Source organism: Vibrio hepatarius (genome assembly GCF_001274785.1).
Classification (GTDB): domain Bacteria; phylum Pseudomonadota; class Gammaproteobacteria; order Enterobacterales; family Vibrionaceae; genus Vibrio; species Vibrio hepatarius.
Genome location: NZ_LHPI01000001.1, coordinates 517,070 through 536,468, shown reverse-complemented (window position 1 = coordinate 536,468; position 19,399 = coordinate 517,070). Strand labels below are relative to the sequence as shown.

Below are 19,399 nucleotides of genomic sequence, written 5' to 3'. Positions count from 1 at the left end.
GATGTTAATAGCGTTATACCTCTAGTTTGAATCCTTGCTTTGGCACCGTTTTAAGCATCTGGGAAGAAAAAGGTTTATCGAGTTGATTGCGCAGATGATAGATATGGACTCTGAGCGCTTCCGTGTTGATCTCCTCGTCTTCCCACAGCAAGCTAGCGATTTCTTGTTTTGACACCACTTGCGGCGCTTTTCGGCACAATAACTCGAGAATCGAATAACTGGTTGGGTTGAGCTTTAGAGGGATCCCTTCACGAAACGCTTCTTTCTCTTTGCGGTTAATGCACAATTCACCAAATGAGAGTGTACTTGATGCCACCTGCCCTTTATAGCGTCTAATTAGTGCACGCAGTCGTGCTTCTAGCACCTCAAGGTCGAATGGCTTGGTTAAGTAGTCATCGGCACCTAACTCATACCCTTTGAGCAAGTCTTCACGACTGTCCATGGCCGTTAACATCAGAACGGGCGTATCCACGCCTTGACTTCTTAACGCCTTACACAGATCTAAGCCGTTCATTCTCGGTAGCATTAAATCGAGCACAATCGCGTCAAAGTGTCCTTCGGCTGCCAGTTGAAAGCCGAGCTTACCGTTCGATGCGTAGTCAAACTCCACCTGCAAAGACTCAAAAAAATCACACAGTACGCTGGCGACATTCTTATCGTCTTCGATGATGAGTATCTTCTTCATTGTGCTCGTTTCCCTACTTTCTAATACTGGTCTTTCTGCGCGTATAAACCATTTTTATAAGCGAAACTTCCCCACAACGCGTAAGCGTTTGCTGTTGAAAGCTTATCAGAGTTTACCTTAATTGGAGTCAACTCTTGAGTCGCTTTTTCGTATTGATAAGATTTTGGCTCATCTTGTGGTTCAAAGACAATCACCTCACGGTTTGCATCCATCCAAGCAAAGGTTTTTCCGCGTTGCATCAATGCGCGTTGCTTGTTGACCGGAACTTCTTTTGTCAGGTCAAAGCCGACCATCGGGTGCTCTGCACTGATGCCTGCTAATGACAGCAATGTTGGCGGAATATCTAACTGGCTAACCAGTCGCTCATCCTGCTTTTGTTCAACGCCACCGCCAAAAATGACCGCGGGAATATGGAAGTTTTCAACTGGCACTGCTTGAGTTCCATACACGCGTGCGTCGTGGTCGGCAATCGCAACGAAGACTGTATTATCCCAGTAATCCGATTTCTTAGCCTTTTCGATAAACTCACCCAACGCGAAGTCAGCGTATTTCACGGCGTTTTCTACGGTTTGCTTAGGCTCGTTGTACTGCTCAATCACATTGTCAGGGTACTCAAACGGCGTGTGATTCGACGAGCTAAACACTAAGCTAAAGAATGGTTTACCTTGCTTGTTCATTTCGGTAAAACCTTTGTGCGCATGGTCATACAAGTCTTGGTCTGAAGCGCCCCAAGAACCGATAAACTTCGGCTGGTCAAAGGTTGGTAAATCTTGGATATCGTTAAATCCATTTCCCAAAAAGAACGACTTCATATTATCGAAGTGACTTTCTCCGCCGTAAACAAATTGTGTAATGTAACCACGTGATTGCAACAGATCCGCGATAGTGAAAAAGTTCTGCTGACTCTTTGCGAGTTTGACGGTTGAGCGTGACGGTGTAGGAACAAAACCGGTCGTTACCGCTTCAATCCCGCGCACCGAACGCGTGCCCGTTGCATAAAGATTGGTGAATCCCCAGCCCTCTTTGTAAAGTTTATCTAAGGTTGGCGACAGATTCTTACCACCTAACTCACTGACGTAGCGCGCTCCGTGGCTCTCTAGCAATAGGATCACAATGTTTTTTGGCTGTTGCTTGAAGCTTGACTCATGGTAAGCATACGTTGGCAACGTGCTATCAAACTTGGCACTCTTCTCCGCTTCAATGCTTGCTTGAACTCGTTTCACAATTTCATCCGCAGTCAGTTTAGGGTAGTAATCAAACGCATCGTTTTCAGACGCCATCTGTTTGGCTGCAAATAGTACTGAATATACAGAGTTCAGCGTCAAATCGTTCACTAATGGGTCCGTCGAGTAAGCCACCATCGCCGGATTGAGTGGTCGGTGTCCCAATGTCGAACGCGCGCCCATCACACCAACAGCGAGAACAAGCAGCGCAATCACTGGTCGCCAATACCATTTTGGGTATCGTAGATTGCTGACCATATACTTACTCGCCTTCCAACCGAAGATCAAAGCGATTGCGCTCACCACTAAGCCGACGAAAAGTTCTAACTTGTATCCATTCCACAGCATGCTGGAAACCTCTTTTGGATACACAAGATACTCAATGAACAAACGATTCGGTCTAAGATCGTATTCTTGAATGAATGGAAACGTGGCAACTTCCAGATAAATAAGTAGCCAAATTCCAGCCGTAATCCACACTCTAAATAGCGTTTTAAATCCTCGGCCTAACTTGTTCTCCGAAAGGAAAAAGCACGCGAGAAATGAAGGTAAAATCAACAAGTAGCTGACCGTCGCTAAATCGATTCGTAATCCACCAAGCAATGTTGAGCCCATATCGCCAAACTCAGCGAATCGCCCCCATTGCCAACCGATTAAGGCCAAGCGAGAGAGTAAAAAGATTGCTACGCAACACACTGCACTCGCGGCAATCGGAAATAGAATCCCGAGCCTGAATTTGATTCGATCTAACATGACTAACCCACCCAACACTTACAAAAATAAAATCGTTACCCACACACCAAAGGTGAGGCATAAACTTAGAAATACTGCTGCCGAGCCCATGTCTTTCGCTCTACCACTGAGCTCGTGATGCTCCATACCGACGCGGTCTACTACAGCCTCAATAGCCGAGTTCAACAGCTCGACAACCATGACGAATACAACGCAAGCGATCAGCGCGACTTTTTCTGTACTGGAAATGGGTAAAATTAACGCAACGAAAGTTAAGAGCACCGCGAGCACGGCTTCCTGGCGAAATGCAGCTTCGTACTTCCAAGCCGCTGTTAAACCTTTAAATGAATACCCTGTTGCGTTAATGACACGCTTCATCCCTTTAACTTGAGTCTTTTCTACACCTGCAGTCATCACTGTTAACTCTTTGATTGATTTGAAAATGGTTTATGACCAAACAATGAGAACACGAGCAACGTAAAAAAAGCGTGAAAGATAAACTAACGAATTAGGGCTTTTGGGAATGGCGCCTTAGCGGAAGCGATTTGACGAATGTGAACGAAACACAAGGAAGTAACAGCCAAGCCGTTTAGCTTAGCAACAAAAAATCCTGACAGAAAATTTACATTGGAGAATAAATTAAACGTTGGATGCTAACTTTACGTCAGTCAGATGCGATAGTTTTTACCCTCCGGTTCATTAAGGGCTTAATAAGGAGACAACGATGACGGAATACCGCGAAATGGCAGATGCGGCAGCAAGAATGGAACGAGAAAAAAACTACAGTGGAGCTAGGGTAATGTGGCAAGAAGCGGCAGAGTGCGCAAAAAGTCGCGATAATTCAAAATGGGCGCAATCAAGATTTGCTTTCTGCTGTGCTCGCTTGAGTGAGACCAGACGATACCTATATCGATAAGTTTCTAGAAGCTATCTAAGCAGTAACTTCTTCTTTCATTCATTGTTAGCAACAACACCTTTCCCCCTGACAGAAGAAGTTACTCTCAATATCAGAACGGATAACAAACTCGTGAAAAATAGCACTGTGACATCTGCAGTCTTTTCTGCGTTGGTGTGTTTGGCGTCGCCGTATACAGCCAGGGCAAGCTCCACAATAGAAAATGCTGTGGATTTATGGGCATTGAATGGGCAGAACTTCACCAGCTTAAAAACGTGCTCTATGCAAAATGAATTAAAAAGAGAGCAATTGTTTGTTTACGCCGACTCTTCATGTGTGATCAGCGATTTAGCCACCTATACGCTTTTAAAAGAGTGCGTTAGCGCCTCTAGCAGAAAGCAGGTGAATATTTTGAACGCTGTCAGTGAAAAACCGTATTTGAGCTTTGATGTTAATCCCACGACGTGCGAATACTTAACAGCGCAACTGGATGGCGCGCAGCCAAAACTGGAAGCCACTTATACATCAGCAAAGAAGCACTACGTAATCCAGTTTTACGCGGGGAATAGAGAACCCGCGTCCAAACTTGGAAGGTGTGCGGACATTCCCTTGTACCGGCACATTGAAGACAACACGTTCTATTTGATGAGCGAAGCCTATGAAAGATATTCAGAGGCGAAACAGCTCATGAACTCAATAAATGAAAAATGTCAGAATATCGATCTTTGGATTCGACCTGTTTCTATCATTCAATATTGATTTTTTGCGTGTTGCTTTCTCTAAGTTCGATTTCTTTTAGATTGCACAACTGACAATTCTTAGGATCGCATGTCGCAAGACAATTTAATTTCTTCTGCACTTTTGTCAAAAGAGTAGGATTGGCAATCGACTTAATGATATTGAATTTAAGTAGATAAACCCCCATCTTGTCTTTGTCATCTAACGGCGGGTAATATTTCATTTCTTCCGCGTTAAAGATGAACTTACAAAACTCGACTAATGGTCTGCAATCGACAATATAGAAATAAACAAAGTCTTTTGTTTTAGAATAAGCCATTAAATACAAACAAATAGCTTGAACAATCAACTCAAAATAATGCTCTGAGTTAACGTAATAGCCCAAAGAGACTAAACAGCTTCTATCCACTTCATTTTGAGGAATGGTGATAAATGATGGGATGCCGTTCAGCTTTTCTATATCGATAATCCCCGACCAATGGCCGATGATCTCACCGTCTTCATTTTTAAGCACAATGCTTTTGTAATCGATGCTGCTTTTCATCTCATACAGAGCACGCTTAAAGTTCTTTAACGGCGAGACATTACCGTAAAACTCACCAAAACGCTCTAGATGTTCGTTGTAAGTGTCACGAGAAATCTCTGATTTGACATACTTAGGCACATAACGATAAGAGAGTACTGAAATTGAAAAATCAAGTGCCTTGGTTAAATTGTAAAGAATTGCGTCATACTTCGTAGGATATTTAATTTTGGACAAATCCAAAGAGCTAATATGCTCCTTTAAATTAACATCCAGACACTTCGCAATATAAAACTGCTTGTATAAAGGTGGTGTGCTTTTTCCATTTAACCAACGGCTTAATGTAATTGCATCTAACCCTTTGAATTCTTCGTAGTATTTATTTTGAAGAAGAGCAATCAGTTCTTTTCTTGAGACCCCTTTGGTTTCTATCCAGAGGGACAAGCTATCTTTAAATTCTAGAGTCACGACTAAACTCCTATAATACTTAATATTTATTATTATGATTTCATATAGTACCTTTGTATGATAAATCCATCAATTCAGATCAAAACAATCGGATTGTTCTTACAAAGCCCCAATAAAAAGAGCCCATCAATTGATGGGCTCTTTATTATATTAACCACAGTAGGTATTAATTATTGAGCCCACCACTGCGCCACATATCCTTCGCCATTATTTACGGATGAGTGGTATGTTTTCGCTCCGGCACTATCACCGTTACATCCATAAGCGGCTACGCCACCCAAAGACATCAAAGTAGGATTAGTGCAGACACCGAACAGGTCGAGCTGGTGATCGTTTTCCCCCCAGAATCCCCAGAAGTTGTTCAGGTATTGACCATAGATGACTTCGTCAACGGTGTAGTGGAAACCATATCCACCACCGTAGATGGTCATATCTCCGAGACTTGCACCTTTATCATCTGATAAATCAACCACACGAGAGGTCCTGTACTTACCTGAGAAGTGGCTTCCGTTAAGTTTTCCATAAACACCAGACTGAACACTTCCACTCGCAAAGCTGATATCACCCTTGTAGAAAGTCACCGGATGGGTAGTTTGCATGTACCAGTTTTGTACTGTGTTATCTGGGTCTTTGTTAATCGTCTTGATTGATGTATCTGAGGTATAAGAGACCCGCGAATACGACAGACCGTATTTATTACTCATCTCAGAGTTCGTTACGCGGAAATCGTTATAGTTGACTGTTCCACCCTCTGATATCACCAGTCCTCGACCGTTAGTAAACAAAGATCCGTTAAACGCCACATTCTTACCACGTTGAGAGAACACGTTGGTATTGCCACCAAAACGCTGTAAGTTCGTTTTCTCGGAGTAAGACCACACTAGCGTGTAGCCACCCACAGTTTTGTCAGATGCGTCAGCTTCTGCTTGAGAAACCATGTCACACTGGGTTTTGTAGGTATAAGTATTGTCAGCACTTCTTAACCAATATTCTCCGTCGTTAGCTCTTAGAGCATATGGAGAGTTATAGGTTGAGAAGATGTCCTGACAATCTTTCGCTGGTTGGTCGAACGAACCGACAACAATCTTAAAGAAATCAAATGAACCTAGCTCGTAGGTCACCTGGCCGAAGACGTCGTAACCAATCACCAAAAGCGTCACATTGTAGATACGTTGCTCAGGCGTAATGGTAAATGACTTCTCTCTTGAGACTGTTTCACCATTGATCACCCATTCGTATTCATATTTGCTCACGTCACAATATTCACAAGTGACTGACGCCGTAATAAGGTCATTTTGCCCTTCTGTTGCGTCAATCGCTGCAATCGCCAATGCAGGCGGATTACCGACATGAACGATCACATTGCCAGCAATTTCAGCCCCTGAGTTCGTCTTAACTTCAAATATAAAGTCATCCACGCCTATCGCGTTGCTATTAGGCGTATAGATAACTTTGGACTTACTCGTATCAGAGACTTTAACCGTACCCAACAACGCACCTGATGTATTTGTGACTTCAACAGATGCCTGCTCCCCAGTACGATATCCTTCAATTAAAGAAGAAATATCGATCGTGATTGGCGTGTTTACATTCACACTGAATGTTCTTTCCAACTCGCTTTTCAACGATAAATGCGTATTTGAGTTAACAATGACGACCCAATGTTGAGTGACATCGGCTTTACCGTCAGTCAGCACGACATCGAAGAAGTGAGTGCCTTCTGAGTCAACTTGAGCATCGACCTGTATCTTTGACTTATCGGTTGAGATTTCAGCTTTTACTTTTCCTGAAGTCGGCTGAGTCACTGATTTGAACGTAACCGTGTCACCATCAATGTCAGTTGCAAGAGCAGAAGCATTGATTGACATGCCGCTATATTCACTTGCGTACCAAATATATGGATTGTTTTGTAATATTGGGGCACTGTTTTCTTTTACATACACACGAACAATACCTGTCGCAAAACCGCCATAGTGGTCGCTGACTTGGTAGGAAATATCGTGCAAGCCAGTGCGGCTAAACGTCACATCGAACTTAGTATTATCCAACTGGGTTAAGCTTGTTGGCGCAACGGTGGCGTCATACGCATAAACACCGACAATTTGTAATGAGTCGCTATCTGCATCATAAATACAGCTACCTTTTGTATCTTGTGGTTCTCGTCCATAAGTACATTCGGCACTGATATCACTCGCAACATCAATCGTGTATTTCTGGCCAACTTTGATATCCGAACCATTATTGGTCCACTGAAAATACTTAGTTTCAGGGTTACTGTTACTTCCTGAAGAGCTTACGCTGATATCTATCGCACCAACTTTAAAGTCCCCTACGCCGTCACCGTCAAAATCGTCAGATAATGAGTATATTAAACGCGTAATACCGCCTAGGTCGTAGGCGTCACTGGTGTATTCTACGATGCTCTTTTTTAGGTCATCCGTTGTCGCTTTCGCGCTGCCTGAACCAAGCACCAATACCGTGCTAGATAAAACGTAGTTGTTACCTTCACTGTCCTTTGGATATAAGCTCGCTAGCTGAGCATTCAAATCGATATTTGCGACACTTCCAGGCACAGAAATAGAGGCCTGAATAGGTGGAAGTGTTGTAGACGGCAAAGAGCGTAGACTAGAACGGCTATTTGGCATGATCGTTGTCCGCTTTTCAACCAGTACGTTTGTCACCATTCTTGGATTCGAAAAGGTGGCTCCAGACTCAACGCTACGCAGTGAATATTGGTACTGACACATCGTCGGATTTTCAAAAGCCTCCAACTCAAATGTCATACCTGATACCGCAACAGGGTCACACTGGCTGCTACCGGTGATATTAGTGATGTCATCGATCGATAAGACTTCGCTATTTGAGATAGAGTTTCGCTCGCTCAAATCTACCGACAGCTTTTGTTCGGTATAAGTACGCACAATACCATCTTGGGTATAAACCACTGGCTCTTGCTCTACAGAACTGTTATTACTCGATGTTGAACTTCCCGATCCTTCTCCACCGCAACCCAATAGTGCAAAAGGCACTGTTATTAAGGCTAAATATAATTTCTTCATTATTATTCTCACATATTCAGTAACTGAATCAATACGAAGGCTCAATTATTAAAACCACCAATAACTTGCCTTGTGAGTATTCTTATTTATTTGGATTTTTTACTTTTACAACTTCACCTGGATAAACATAATCCAAGTCTCGACCGGCAAAATATGCTTTGTTCATGTTTACAAATTCATCTAAAGACATATTAAACTTGCGGCATATTTGATAAATGTAATCACCTTCTTTAAGAACGTAATTAAGCGTAGGTTTTACTTCTTGTTTAATAACCGGCTTTGGTTCCGGTGCCTGCTCAATAATAGGTTCAACTACTTTTGGTTCTTCCGGAACAGGCTGTAAGACTTCTTCTACTTTCTTTTCAGTGAAAATACAGTCACAAACCGGCTGTGGTTCAACGGTTGGTTTCTCTTTATAGAATTTATATTTCACACCCAGGCTGTATGCGTATTGATCTAAGTAATCCGAGCTGAAAGACTGGTTAAAACCTAAAACAACCGCCCAGTTATTATTGATGTTGTAATCCACGTCCAATTTAACGTAAGGGTTCACTTCTTTGTCTCTAGCTTCGTTCCCTACATCGAGGTCTGCCAAGAAACCACCTGAAAGTGCAAAATTGGTTTTCTCAGTGAATGGGTAGTTCAGCTTCAACAAAGTGCCATATTGGAGAAAGTTGCTTTCAAACTGATCTGAGTTCCAATCGATGTACCTAATGGTGTTCTCGATAGAAACAAACTTATATACAGGCACACCAATATCTAGAACGTAACCTAAACCAAAATCAGAGCTATCTTCTGAATCCAGTTGATTCACAAAATCTAACTTCGGCGTAATGTAAAACGATTCATCGTATTCCGTTGCGTGACCAGCGATAGAGTAGATGACAGTCGCCACTGCAATGAGTTTTTTAAACATATTAAAAGTCCAATCCAAATATCACGACAAAGGAGTCTGAGTAACCGCCAGTAACGACTTCATTGACCGTTTTATCGCTGTAACCAACCGTTAGGTTGTAGTTAATTCTCGTTTTATCGCTTCCAACAGGCGCCAATACCACGCCAGCATTATTCAATACAGACGTGGTGACCTTGCCGTTATCGCCGACAATAACTTTGTCTTCACAGGTATCACAGTGAACGTAATACGGGATTTTTTTCTCAGTTTGAGAGTCATGGGTTAAGGAATAATCTTTTGAAGTATCAAACTTCATTTTGATTCCGGTATTAAAGTAACCAAGCGTTTCGATATTGAAGCGTGTCTCGCCTTTCACAGTCCCGGAGCCATATTGAGGAGGCATTACGCCGCCGTTTTCGGGAGTCACCACCAATGAAGTAAACGCCTCTGGGAGGTAGTTGACTTGAAAGGTCAAGTTAAGCGACAGATTCCGATAGGTAAAAATCGACATACTGTTGTAGAAGTAATAACGAACCGGAACTTTTAAGCTGCCGACATAGACCCCTTCTGGTTTTCCTTTTAACGCTGTCAATAGATCTGGCAGTCGGAACATCGGCCTAACAAAGTAAAAAGGAATATTCTCTTTTGAGTTCACTACCGGATAATTGGATATACACGTGTAGTTATGCGCGTTATTAACTAGCAAAACACCTGACGAAGTTTGTTCTGGGCTGCATCGTCCTTTTTCTAAACCTGATCCATGTGAAGAGTCGCTCGTATCGATGGAAGAATTAAGCCCGCCCCAGTCGAACTCAAGTCCATAAATCGCGACGTTAACCTCAGCTTGGCTCGTTCCATTGGTAAACGTCACCAACTTGGTTCCCTTTTCGACAGCCGGAATCCATTTCTTTGTTGGCTCCAAACCCGAGTAGATTTCTGAGACTGTAGTTAAATAAAACGAACCTACATACGGTCGCGCATTCTCGTATCGAATGTCTTCACCTTTAACCGTCACGTTCACCGTCAGCGCATAGCTTGATGCACTGAATATCAAAGAGAGAGCGAATAGAATTAAATGTCTCATAAGCGACCCATACACCCGTTAGCGCCCTTTAGCAGGGACGACGATCTTCTTTCGATAACTTTCGTCATGGTTTAACACCGTGACGTTGAGGTCTTTGTTGACTAAACCTTTTGGTAAATCAAAGCTCTTTTTTCGACCTTTGATCAGGGTGTAGAAAACGCGACACGAGCTTTCTTTCACGCCTTGGCAGTTGTCCACCAACACTCGAATCATGGTGTTGCCTTTGTTGTGAATAGAAAGGCTCTTGCCCGCAACATCAATGTTGTAATCAACCTTTGGCTCTTTAGCCGGAACAATTAATACCGGCGCGTAACCAACGAAAATGTTGACCGATTGTTCGCCTGATTCTGTGTCGTTAGCGTACGGCTTTGGCACAAAGACGATTTCGTAAGTACGGTCTTCATTCCAAGAGCAGCTGTCCCCACAGATGGCTCGGATACCAAGACTTTTTGTTCGACCTGGCTCGATAATGAATCTCGGGTTACTAACCGCGACCGTCCATTCTGCCAAGTTTTCTCGTGTATAAGGTTTGCGAATTAATCCGCCTTCTTCCGTGGTCGCAATTTCATTGATTTTCGTTTCAACGAAATAAACCATCTCTTTATCGTTGGTAACAATGAACGATGCATTGCCGTTTTCATCGGAAACCTGCAGCATTTTGTCGAGATACACAGCGCTGGATAATGTCGAGAAAAGACACAAAAACGCTCCAACTATTAATCTCATTTTCATATTACTTTCTTACCTCACCAATATTGATTGGAGTATTTGTTCTAGCAAATTTAAGTAGCATATCCATCTCTTCTAACTGTTTATTTGAGAGAAGGAGTTCATCTTCATAAGAAACATAGACAGCAACTCGCTCGCGCTTATCTAGCATGTAAACTTGCATATCCTTGTTTTCAATATTGGATATGAAATCGAATATATTGGAATCCTTGTAATACTCACCCAAGTATTTAACCAACTTATCGTTCTCAGGATGGCCGGATATTAGAATCGATTCACCTAGCCTTAATTCAGGGAAGCAATAGTTTGTGCCGTAGTTGGTTTTGTCTTGATAAATTTCCAATTCACACACCAAGCCATCCGCTTTTAATGTGAACGGCAGTTCATCAAATACCGTAATATCGAAAACACCGTCGTAAAGCTCATAAATATCTAAACAGCCCGCGCCATCACACGTTAGGTTCGCAATCGGTGTATCAAAAATATCTTTAAAGCCTGAGATAACTTTTTTGGTGATACCGACACTGGTAGTTAACTGAATCACACCCGATGGGTACGAATACCCCGAGGTATAATCTCGACCACTGTTTTGTAGGTCACCGACATCGGTATTCAGCTCAATCGCGTACTGTCGATAGTCATTCATTGGAATAACCGTCTGGTAGTTATAGACCGAGACTTTCTTCAATTGACCGTCGTTATCTTTAACGGTTAAGTACGCTTTCAGCTTGTTGCCGTCATCAGAGCGCTGTCGACCACCGTTGCGTTGCAGGTCAACAATGCCATAACTGCTGCTTTTGTTTGCGGTCACGTAGCCTTTACCGTTAGCAAAGATCTGTGATGAATCAAAGCCCAGCGAAGCCCCTCTCTTACCTTCTGTATCAGCAGTGACTAGCCCGTTAGCACGCAAGTAGTCGTTTCTATAGTTGCCCGAGTAAGAAGCATCGACTCTGGTCGAAGACTCAGAAACATTGTTATAGACGTGACTGACTTCGCCGTAATCACTGTAGTTTTCTCCATCGATGATCGACGACGCTGACAAGGTATTTCTGATCGATGATACCTGTCGGTTGTAACCATGAACCGTTGAACGATAAGAGATAGAATCTTGCGGATTCAAATTGATCGTTACCGACAACGTTCCATCAAGATTGTCTAGCTCAAAGTCTTCTTCCAAAGAATTGGTTGTGTAACCCAGATTGACGTCCATGCGAACATAGTTGTTAATCTGACGCCCTAAGCCGAATGAGAAGTTGTAGTTTTCATAGTCAATCGACGTCACATCACTTTGGTTAAAGTTATACGCACCACTTAGTCTTGCCTGGCCTAAGTTAAACAACTTAAATGAGCTGCCTATGTAAGCGCGCTTAAAATGGCCGTAACCGTACAGCGTAGACGCCAAATTACTGTTGCTACCACCTTTATATTCTTGGAAAGAAGTGGTTAAAAAGCCCAAGTTCAACGTCGTATTAAAATAGGTTTCGCCGCTGTTGGCGTAGTTATACGTTGACTGGAGCGACAGATCCCAAGGTAAATCAAACGCCAAACCAGCGGTTGCGATCGCACCTAAGTCACTGCCTGTAACACCTAGCCCTAAAAGTGTTGAGTTGTGTACTTTCAAGCTCGTCAGTCCGCGCGCAAACATCAAGTCATCTTCTTGCTCTTTATCGACGATGTTTTTGCCTTCAAGCTGCCCGACAGAAAGTAAAAAGTCGTAATCGTTCAGCGCCAAGTTGTCAGAACGTTTGTTATAAATAGTGTGCGCTTCTTGTAACAGCAGGTTGTCGTTATTACGGATTTCTAGAATGACATCGTAAATACCGTATGGCAGCTCAGAGTAAGATACAAACTGCTGACCAGGCGCGGTGTTTCGGTTTAATAATATCCGGCCATTGTCGGCATCTTTAACGATCAAACGTCCCACTGATGGGGAGAAGAAATAGAGTTGTTTGTTTTCGTTCTTCTTACCCAATAACAGATTGTCTGATGAACCGAAATCTATGGTTCGCTCGGTAACGCCATTCAGCGTTGAGCCTTCACGTAAAAAATCTGTACTGTTCATTGATTCATGACCAATGAACTGCCCGACTCGTAAACTGTATCGGTCAAAATCGAGATGGTACGCAAGCTTGTACACGTCGAACTCGTCGCTGTAACTCTGGTACTGCACCTCACTTTGGATGTAGCCGTAATTCAACCCAACCATCAACTCATCGTTGATGCTGTAGTTGAAATCCGAGTCATCATATTTGTCGAAATCAATCGAAAAATGGTTAATAGTCGCTGGGTTATCTTTCTTGGTTTGTTGGTACTTCCCATCGACTTTAGATTCGACTTGATTGACTAAGTTAGGGCTAACAAAAAGCAGTAAGCGTTTATTGTCATAGTCCAACACCAACGCATAATCTTCACCCGTAGGAACGAGCACGCAGTTGGACAGTTCTTTCTCTTTACACTCGTTATTTCTAACCTTGACGCTACTTTTTAGTTCAACCAGAATTTTTTCTACGTACTGAGGCTTCACATTGTTGTCCAACAACATGCGGCTTAGTTTTGCGTTTTCGTTGGAATCGCTGGTTAGCTTTACGCTATCGTAGGCAACCTGCAGAACCACATCACGATAGTCACCATTTAGTTGCTTTAACTTAAGGGTTTGCTTTTGGTATGCAAAAAAGTCTTCAAAACCTTCGGGAACATTCACTCCCATTGAAAAAGCACTAGATGAGGTGATCAAAGAAATGCAGATTAATAAGTTGTATACACCTTTCATAAATCATACCTAAAGCCCACCACAAACGAGCCATTACAACTTCTAACGCTCTCATTCCTTATGGCCTTGAACTTAAGCATCAGATCATGGGTAAGAACGCTACTTGCCGAATCAAATTTTGTATCTGAATACGTAATTGCTTCACCAATCTTCATTGGCTCTACTTTGTTATCGATATGGACGTTGGCGATACTGTCATAACCATCCAGTTTATTTTCAGTCTCTGGTCGTAGTGACGAGTAGCAACTCGAGACGTTATTTATCAGGAATAACTGGTAGCCTGTTACTTCTAGTTTTGAATCGAATGCATAGACATCAGATTCAATCGTGAGCTTGACGGGCTTATCTGCAAACGTGCTGATAGCCGGGTCATAAGCCAACGTGATTGAACTAGGATCGAGTTTTAAACTGACCGTATCCGTCAACATGTTTGAACGGTCAATATTGGTCGACACCTGAAACGTATGACTTTTGTAATCCGCTGCGGCACTCGGGACCATCAGAGCCGCCAGCAATGCAGTGCTACAGACAATAACTCTCACGTGATACTTCCTAACTCAGTAATGAGGGGCAACCTTGATAGCATTGCCCCAGATCGACTTCTAAATTAAAGCTCTGAAGCCACTACCGTTACTGATAGTGCTGCATCTTGACCAGCGTATGCATCAATCGCACTTGTGTCAGAAGTAGAAACTGCATTTAGACGCAGGATATCGCCATTGTGAGACGCAACTTGAGTCACACCCGTTGAAGTTACTGTTGCTAGTTGAGTGCCGTCGTTCTGTACTGACCACTCGATACCAGTAACTGGAGTACCGTCTGCGTAGAAAGCAACGTCAGCCACTGTCCATTGAATAGCACGCGCTTCTGTACCACCAGCGCCGTCATCGCGTTCAGTCGTAGAAACCAGTTCACCAACAACTGGAGCTGCGGCTGTACCAGTGTTGTCACGCGCTTCAAGCTGAATAACTGGAGCTACAATTGCGCCATCTCGAGAACGCATTAACTGACCGATTGGGGTCTCAAGTGAACCACCCTCTCGAGTAATTACAAAACCGTTAGCCTGGATAACACCAGGGATTTGACCTTGCCAGTTTGCAGTCGCAGTCGCTGTTTCACCTTTTGCTGCGTATGCGCCTTGAGCTACTAGTGCGATTGCACAAGCTGAGAAAATCTTGCTTAATTTCATAAACTTACCTTATGTATTTTGATTTATTATAAATAAGAACATTTATTTTCATGTCCTATCGAGGCTTAATGTTAGTTATCTTGTGCAGTCATTTGTTAGCAAACTGATTTAAATATAAATAAGAATGCTATTTCCACATCGACACTCATTTGCCCTAAAAATACAAAACAAGGTAAGTAAATAGAATATATCAAAGGTGGGTTCGGACTATTCCTACAAGCATATTAAACCTTTCCGTCACGATCTAAAAAACTAGTTTTCTAGTACATTAGAACGCTATACCCAAAAGGTATTAGAAGAATAAAACTGTCTTTTAAAAATAGCGCTATTTTAGTGTAAGTGTATTCTTAAAGGGCGAGACAATGTCACACTGGAGACCGACTCGTTTTCAGTCAGAGAAGACGTCATCTCATAGCTGACAACGGATGCGTTGTACAAGCAGTAAACCAAATCAATCTTAATACTGCTTAGTTCCAGCTCTATTCCGCTACCTAGCTTCTCGTATTCTGAAACATTTATTAACGAAAAAGATTTGTGTAAAGAAACGACTAAAAGTCGGCATTCTGAATCATAGGTAAATAACTTAATTACGAAATCATCCAATGAGATGTCGTAGTTATTATTATCATCAGTTTCAAAGAACATGCCTTTTATATATTTATTAAACTTTATTGATACTTTACCATCGAGAGTAAATGGATATTTAACCTTTTGCATAACATGTACCCAGTAATAATAGACATGCATTTTATACAAAATATCAATGGTGATTATTTAGCATGCAGATTTACATTATGCTTTAGACGCCAATAACCAACGCAATCACGGAAAAAATCAATCGTACCATTAGCATTCGTCGTTATTTTTTTATTTACCTGCCTACAATAGCCTTGGGAGTTTATTCAAAATAATTATGAGTTGTTCGTTATAGCAACTTAAATCGTGTAACTATGGCAATAGTTTTCTCCTAAGAGTAGCGGCCTCCCCTTTCAGTCATTGCTCTTAGGAGTTTTTTTATAGAGGACGTGTATTACCTCAACCAGAAAGGAATCCAAACATGTGTTTTCTGTTAGACAAATATTTATCAGATCGCAACATGGCGAGCAAACATAACCTGAGCTACAAGATACAAGAAATCAATGACTTAAAAGGAGAAAACATTGGTTACGAAGTACTCATCAATGCTGAAGGGTTATCTGTTAGACAGGCCGATGAAATATACAACAAAAGCCTGATGTTCCCCCACGCCACACAAAGACTAATAAGACGTTTGGAACACTACGTCGAAGAAAACAGCCAGGAACTGACAGGAAAAAATCTATTTATTAATTTAGAGAGAAGCCATCTATGCGACAAATTTCTTCTCTGTGACATTGTTATTCTTTCTCGCAAAGCTACGCATAAGAATGTGAATGTGATCATCGAGATAACAGAGCGGGACACTTGCGGAAAGTGCTCAGAAATTGGAAGCGGGATCGAATTTTTAAATAAGAACAATGTGCTTCTTGCTTTAGATGATTACGAAGTGAATAAAAAAGACTTCAGATGCAGAGAACTAGACGCCAATGTTTACAGTTTTATTAAAGTTGACTTTATTTCGTTATCTAATCATCAAGAACAGCTTGAAGAGTTACTAGAAAAGTACAATTTAAAATTAATTGTGGAGTACATTGAAAGCGAGAGCGATAGAGACTGGGTGTCTCAACACGTTCCTGAAACTTGGGCTCTACAAGGCTATCTCTACAACACATTTCCGGTGAAAATCTAACCCTGTACTTGTGTTCTCATACGCTGGCCGCAGTGGCTTCGACCGGTACATAGAAGTTAGCAGCCAACTCGAAATTTTCGACAGAATGCATACTTTGACAACGTTATTGAAGGCTATGATGTGACTGTATTGGGTGTCTACACCAGCCAATACTCTAAGATCATCTATGTTGTAATATTTACTCTCACCTTCCCCTAAAGGTGAGAGTTTTTTTCTTTCATAGCCCTCCCCCGCGTTGGCAGGGCTACACCGCACAGCAACGAACACAAATTGGCTTAACCCATTAGCATTATACAAAAAACTAAACTCCAGATGCTCTCTCTAAAAATGAACAGATAGTTATATTGGCTATGAACTTTAAGCCCTCCAACAATCTCCAACTCCTGTTTAAAGTTCTCATGGATGATAAGTAAATGTGTTGTTGTAACTCCCTCTCATCGGCCCATAGCGATGAGAGGGCTTTTTGATCACACACGCCTCTAACCAGTCTTTGGCTTACTATTTATCTCTTGCGGCTTAACGCCACTCTTTGTGAACTCGCCAACTCTGCTCACTCGCTGCTTATAAAACACTTAGTACGTTAAATAGGCATCTAAGTAAAAATTAAAGTTTAGGTGCTGCCAATATTGAGTTTTATATCGTTAATCTACATTCCTTTTAATACATAAGGGAACTCAACTATGAAAGTCAGGCCTTCTATAAGGGCAATATTAGTCTCATTGGTAGCCTTAATTGGACTGAGTGGCTGTAACCACAAAGTTCAAGAGCTTGTGGTTACACCAAAACAAAGTACGGTGCCAATTGGTTTCCAGCAGCAGCTCAAAGCAGAAAAAGTTTATAAGAAAGGCAAAGTGATTGACGCCACTCGCACTGGCGAAGTGAAATGGAGTAGTTCTGATGAGTCAATTGCAACCGTAGACGCTAAAGGGCTCGTATCCACTTATGACAAAGCAGGTATCGTAGAAATTACTGCTGTCGGCAACTTTAAAAAACGCGAGTTCACAGACACCGTTACGTTAGAAGTCACTGGCGCAGTTCTGACATCACTTACTGTTACGCCGAAAGATGAGTCAACGCCTGTTGGTTTAACAAAACCATATACCGCCACAGTATTCTTCTCTAACGGGCAAGCAATTGATATAACTAACGATCGTTCTACCCAATGGAGTAGCAGTGATACTGACGTAGCAACGATCTCAAACACGAATGGAAGTAAGGGTGTCGCAACAGGAAAATCGGTCGGCTCATCAACAATCACCGCTTCTTTTGAGTTTAATGGAAACGTATTGAGTGACACCGCTACTCTCAATGTCACTGAAGCGATTGTCACAGACTTTAGCGTTACGCCAACAAAACAAAGCGTGCCAGTCGGTTTAAACAAGCAGTTTTCTGCCATTGCCCAACTGTCTGACGGCAAAGCAGTCGATGTGACGGGTTATGACTCAATCAACTGGTCTAGCAGTAATGAAGACATCGCGGAAGTCTCAAATGACCAAGGTTCTAAGGGACTCGCCACGGGTATTGATGTGGGTTCGGCTAACGTTTCTGTCTCTGGTTTGGTGAACGGTCAGTTTGTCTACGGGACGGCAAAAATCAAAGTAACCGAGGCGGTGGTAGAATCTTTAGAAGTCACCCCAGAAACCGAGTCAGTTCCTGTCGGGTTAACGAAATCATTCAAAGTGTTCGCTAACATGTCTGATGGGCAAAAGATTGATGTCACCAACGACAAAGCGATCAGTTGGAGCAGTAGTAACTCTGATATTGCCTCTATATCCAACTCAAACAGTGACAAAGGCACAGCAACTGGTGTGTCGATTGGCAACGTGACTATCACTGCGTTTGTCGAAGCTAATGGCCGCGAGATTAAAAGTAGCGCGACTCTAAACGTCACTCCAGCGATTGCAATGAGTTTGAACGTCTCTCCAAAACCACAGCAGAGCCTAGATACACCTCAAATTCCGACCGGTTGGGATAAGCAGTTTAAAGCCGAAGTAACCATGTCAGATGGTTCTATCATTGATGTTTCTAAAGCTAGCAATCTATATTGGAGCAGCGAAGACCCTAACATCGCAACCGTATCCAACAATGCAGAAGATAAAGGGTTGTCAACTGGTGTAGCCGTTGGAGAAGTGCTTATCACAGCGAAGCTTTTAGCGAATGATACTGCGCTTGAAGACAGCGTAACGTTAACCATTACTCCTCCACATACATTGTCTGTTTCTGTGTTTACAGAGAAATACACAAACGTAGTTCATGGAACGACGATCTATTACTTAGGTTACTTTAGAAGCTTGATGGGACGCTACACTACGCTATCAGGAGACGAGTACTTGGATAGCCCGATGCATTCTGCTTACATTGGCGGAACAGAAGGCAGAACCATGGAAGAGAGCAATTTCATTTTCGGCCAAACCAGCGATACGCCCATTTCTGGTGCACTAAAGTACAAAGCGACGTTTGATTGGCCTGACGGTACAAGCTCAAAAGGCATCTTAGAGTGGCAATTTGATAAAAAACACTACATTTTGACCAACATTGAGCCAGTTAAAAACTTGTTCGACAACCATTGGGACTTCACGGTCACCGTCTCGAACGAAGAAAAGTTCTAGGCACTTTTGAGCTTGTTACTTAGCCGTTTACA

The 19,399-nt window shown here is 42.4% G+C and carries 15 protein-coding genes; 4 read left to right on the top strand and 11 right to left on the bottom strand.

Going from position 1 to position 19,399, the window contains the following annotated elements; all coding sequences use genetic code 11:
- Window positions 1-13: 13 nt before the first annotated feature.
- The 3 genes from AKJ31_RS02390 to AKJ31_RS02380 are packed head-to-tail and all read right to left on the bottom strand — an operon-like array spanning window position 14 to window position 3,054.
- Window positions 14-685, bottom strand: coding sequence for a response regulator transcription factor (locus AKJ31_RS02390; protein WP_053407487.1), 672 nt, complete (start codon window positions 683-685; stop codon window positions 14-16).
- A 20-nt stretch (window positions 686-705) separates the two neighbouring features.
- A complete protein-coding gene (locus tag AKJ31_RS02385) occupies window positions 706-2,661 on the bottom strand; it encodes an LTA synthase family protein (RefSeq protein WP_053407486.1) in 1,956 nt (651 codons plus the stop codon).
- 18 nt (window positions 2,662-2,679) lie between these two features.
- Window positions 2,680-3,054 carry a diacylglycerol kinase gene (locus tag AKJ31_RS02380; RefSeq protein WP_053407485.1) on the bottom strand — a complete coding sequence of 125 codons (375 nt, stop codon included), beginning with the start codon at window positions 3,052-3,054 and terminating at the stop codon, window positions 2,680-2,682.
- 310 nt (window positions 3,055-3,364) lie between these two features.
- On the opposite strand from AKJ31_RS02380, the gene AKJ31_RS02375 reads away from it, so the two are divergent.
- Both AKJ31_RS02375 and AKJ31_RS02370 read left to right on the top strand, forming a co-directional pair.
- The gene (locus AKJ31_RS02375; protein WP_053407484.1) at window positions 3,365-3,556 is read left to right on the top strand and encodes an ANR family transcriptional regulator; all 192 of its coding nucleotides are present in this window, start codon (window positions 3,365-3,367) and stop codon (window positions 3,554-3,556) included.
- A 111-nt stretch (window positions 3,557-3,667) separates the two neighbouring features.
- Window positions 3,668-4,294, top strand: a complete 627-nt coding sequence (locus tag AKJ31_RS02370; protein WP_157052297.1) for a hypothetical protein — start codon at window positions 3,668-3,670, stop codon at window positions 4,292-4,294.
- Here the strand turns inward: AKJ31_RS02370 and AKJ31_RS02365 are convergent.
- From AKJ31_RS02365 to AKJ31_RS02330, 8 genes are all read right to left on the bottom strand, one after another.
- Complete coding sequence (locus tag AKJ31_RS02365) at window positions 4,281-5,264, bottom strand: helix-turn-helix domain-containing protein (RefSeq protein ID WP_053407482.1); 984 nt, start codon at window positions 5,262-5,264, stop codon at window positions 4,281-4,283. The two genes, AKJ31_RS02370 and AKJ31_RS02365, sit on opposite strands and share 14 nt — an antisense overlap.
- 170 nt (window positions 5,265-5,434) lie before the next feature.
- Window positions 5,435-8,323 carry an Ig-like domain-containing protein gene (locus tag AKJ31_RS02360; RefSeq protein ID WP_053407481.1) on the bottom strand — a complete coding sequence of 963 codons (2,889 nt, stop codon included), beginning with the start codon at window positions 8,321-8,323 and terminating at the stop codon, window positions 5,435-5,437.
- 82 nt (window positions 8,324-8,405) lie between these two features.
- Window positions 8,406-9,239 (bottom strand): outer membrane beta-barrel protein, encoded by an 834-nt coding sequence (locus AKJ31_RS02355; protein ID WP_053407480.1) that lies wholly within the window; start codon window positions 9,237-9,239, stop codon window positions 8,406-8,408.
- Window position 9,240: 1 nt separating this feature from the next.
- A complete protein-coding gene (locus tag AKJ31_RS02350) occupies window positions 9,241-10,302 on the bottom strand; it encodes a hypothetical protein (RefSeq protein ID WP_053407479.1) in 1,062 nt (353 codons plus the stop codon).
- An 18-nt stretch (window positions 10,303-10,320) separates the two neighbouring features.
- Complete coding sequence (locus tag AKJ31_RS02345; RefSeq protein WP_053407478.1) at window positions 10,321-11,034, bottom strand: hypothetical protein; 714 nt, start codon at window positions 11,032-11,034, stop codon at window positions 10,321-10,323.
- A 1-nt stretch (window position 11,035) separates the two neighbouring features.
- Complete coding sequence (locus AKJ31_RS02340) at window positions 11,036-13,801, bottom strand: CS1-pili formation C-terminal domain-containing protein (protein WP_053407477.1); 2,766 nt, start codon at window positions 13,799-13,801, stop codon at window positions 11,036-11,038.
- Window positions 13,798-14,343 carry a hypothetical protein gene (locus tag AKJ31_RS02335; protein WP_053407476.1) on the bottom strand — a complete coding sequence of 182 codons (546 nt, stop codon included), beginning with the start codon at window positions 14,341-14,343 and terminating at the stop codon, window positions 13,798-13,800. Before AKJ31_RS02335 ends, AKJ31_RS02340 begins: the two co-directional genes overlap by 4 nt.
- A gap of 65 nt (window positions 14,344-14,408) precedes the next feature.
- On the bottom strand, window positions 14,409-14,990 hold the full coding sequence (locus AKJ31_RS02330; protein WP_053407475.1) for a hypothetical protein: 582 nt from the start codon (window positions 14,988-14,990) through the stop codon (window positions 14,409-14,411).
- Window positions 14,991-16,086: 1,096 nt separating this feature from the next.
- Here AKJ31_RS02330 and AKJ31_RS02320 point away from each other — a divergent pair.
- Both AKJ31_RS02320 and AKJ31_RS02315 read left to right on the top strand, forming a co-directional pair.
- Window positions 16,087-16,758 carry an EAL domain-containing protein gene (locus AKJ31_RS02320; RefSeq protein WP_169780621.1) on the top strand — a complete coding sequence of 224 codons (672 nt, stop codon included), beginning with the start codon at window positions 16,087-16,089 and terminating at the stop codon, window positions 16,756-16,758.
- A gap of 680 nt (window positions 16,759-17,438) precedes the next feature.
- Entirely contained in the window at window positions 17,439-19,367 is a 1,929-nt protein-coding gene (locus AKJ31_RS02315) for an Ig-like domain-containing protein (protein WP_053407472.1), read from the top strand.
- Window positions 19,368-19,399 lie beyond the last annotated feature (32 nt).

Bases quoted from the DNA above. Each gene is read 5' to 3' on its own strand.
- AKJ31_RS02390 (WP_053407487.1), bottom strand. From the start codon at position 685: ATGAAGAAGATACTCATCATCGAAGACGATAAGAATGTCGCCAGCGTA.
- AKJ31_RS02385 (WP_053407486.1), bottom strand. From the start codon at position 2,661: ATGTTAGATCGAATCAAATTCAGGCTCGGGATTCTATTTCCGATTGCC.
- AKJ31_RS02380 (WP_053407485.1), bottom strand. From the start codon at position 3,054: ATGACTGCAGGTGTAGAAAAGACTCAAGTTAAAGGGATGAAGCGTGTC.
- AKJ31_RS02375 (WP_053407484.1), top strand. From the start codon at position 3,365: ATGACGGAATACCGCGAAATGGCAGATGCGGCAGCAAGAATGGAACGA.
- AKJ31_RS02360 (WP_053407481.1), bottom strand. From the start codon at position 8,323: ATGAAGAAATTATATTTAGCCTTAATAACAGTGCCTTTTGCACTATTG.
- AKJ31_RS02355 (WP_053407480.1), bottom strand. From the start codon at position 9,239: ATGTTTAAAAAACTCATTGCAGTGGCGACTGTCATCTACTCTATCGCT.
- AKJ31_RS02350 (WP_053407479.1), bottom strand. From the start codon at position 10,302: ATGAGACATTTAATTCTATTCGCTCTCTCTTTGATATTCAGTGCATCA.
- AKJ31_RS02345 (WP_053407478.1), bottom strand. From the start codon at position 11,034: ATGAAAATGAGATTAATAGTTGGAGCGTTTTTGTGTCTTTTCTCGACA.
- AKJ31_RS02340 (WP_053407477.1), bottom strand. From the start codon at position 13,801: ATGAAAGGTGTATACAACTTATTAATCTGCATTTCTTTGATCACCTCA.
- AKJ31_RS02330 (WP_053407475.1), bottom strand. From the start codon at position 14,990: ATGAAATTAAGCAAGATTTTCTCAGCTTGTGCAATCGCACTAGTAGCT.
- AKJ31_RS02320 (WP_169780621.1), top strand. From the start codon at position 16,087: ATGGCGAGCAAACATAACCTGAGCTACAAGATACAAGAAATCAATGAC.
- AKJ31_RS02315 (WP_053407472.1), top strand. From the start codon at position 17,439: ATGAAAGTCAGGCCTTCTATAAGGGCAATATTAGTCTCATTGGTAGCC.